Origin of the sequence: Streptomyces sp. NPDC050743 (assembly GCF_044456925.1) — a bacterium.
Lineage (GTDB): Bacteria > Actinomycetota > Actinomycetes > Streptomycetales > Streptomycetaceae > Streptomyces.
In genome coordinates, this window is the sequence record NZ_JBITGJ010000320.1 from 1 (window position 1) to 1,649 (window position 1,649).

Below are 1,649 nucleotides of genomic sequence, written 5' to 3' on the forward strand. Positions count from 1 at the left end.
GTCCTTGATCTCGCAGATCGCCGCGCCGGAGGTGACGGAGGCGCCGACCTCCGCGGTCAGGCCCTTGATGGTGCCCGCCTTGTGGGCGTTGAGGGGCTGCTCCATCTTCATGGCCTCCAGGACGACGACCAGGTCGCCCTCCTTGACCTCCTGGCCCTCCTCGACCGCGACCTTGACGATCGTGCCCTGCATCGGGGAGGCGAGGGTGTCGCCGGAGGCGACGGGGCCGGACTTCTTGGCGGCGCGGCGCTTGGGCTTGGCGCCGGCCGCGAGGCCGGTGCGGGCCAGGGACATGCCGAGGGAGGACGGGAGGGAGACCTCCAGGCGCTTGCCGCCGACCTCGACGACGACCGTCTCGCGGCCCGCGTCCTCCTCCGCCTCGGTCTCGGCGGGAGCGGCGAACGGCTTGATCTCGTTGACGAACTCGGTCTCGATCCAGCGGGTGTGGACCGTGAACGCCTCGGTGGAGCCGGTCAGTTCGGGCGCGAAGGCCGGGTCCCTGACCACCGTGCGGTGGAAGGGGATGGCGGTGGCCATGCCCTCGACCTGGAACTCGTCCAGGGCACGCGCGGCCCGCTGCAGGGCCTCGGCGCGGGTGCGGCCCGTGACGATCAGCTTGGCCAGCAGGGAGTCCCAGGCCGGGCCGATCACGCTGCCGGCCTCGACGCCGGCGTCCAGGCGGACGCCGGGGCCGGACGGCGCGTCGAACCGGGTGACCGTGCCGGGAGCCGGGAGGAAGTTGCGGCCCGGGTCCTCGCCGTTGATGCGGAACTCGAAGGAGTGGCCCCGCAGGACCGGGTCGTCGTAGCCCAGCTCCTCGCCGTCGGCGATGCGGAACATCTCGCGCACGAGGTCGATGCCGGCGACCTCCTCGGTCACCGGGTGCTCGACCTGGAGGCGGGTGTTGACCTCCAGGAAGGAGATCGTGCCGTCCTGGCCGACCAGGAACTCACAGGTGCCGGCGCCGACGTAGCCGGCCTCCTTCAGGATGGCCTTCGAGGCCCGGTACAGCTCGGCGACCTGCTTGTCGGACAGGAACGGGGCCGGGGCCTCCTCCACCAGCTTCTGGTGGCGGCGCTGCAGGGAGCAGTCACGGGTGGAGACGACGACCACGTTGCCGTGGCTGTCCGCCAGGCACTGGGTCTCCACGTGGCGGGGGCGGTCCAGGTAGCGCTCGACGAAGCACTCGCCACGGCCGAACGCGGCGACGGCCTCACGCACGGCCGACTCGTACAGCTCGGGGACCTCTTCGAGGGTGCGGGCGACCTTCAGGCCGCGGCCGCCGCCACCGAAGGCGGCCTTGATCGCGATCGGCAGGCCGTGCTCCTCGGCGAAGGCCACGACCTCCTCGGCCCCGGAGACCGGGTCCGGGGTGCCGGCCACCAGCGGGGCGCCGGCGCGCTGGGCGATGTGGCGGGCGGCGACCTTGTCACCCAGGTCGCGGATGGCCTGCGGCGGCGGGCCGATCCAGATCAGGCCCGCGTCCAGGACCGCCTGGGCGAAGTCGGCGTTCTCCGAGAGGAAGCCGTAGCCCGGGTGGATGGCGTCCGCGCCGGACTCGCGCGCCGCGTTCAGCACCTTCTCGATGTCCAGGTAGCTGGTGGCCGGGGTGTCACCGCCCAGGGCGAACGCCTCATCCGCGGCGCGGA

1 protein-coding gene is annotated in these 1,649 nt (G+C 72.8%); it reads right to left on the bottom strand.

Annotated features, from left to right (window positions below):
• On the bottom strand, positions 1-1,649 hold a 1,649-nt coding region (locus ACIBJF_RS53345; RefSeq protein WP_399185108.1), incomplete at both ends, for an acetyl/propionyl/methylcrotonyl-CoA carboxylase subunit alpha.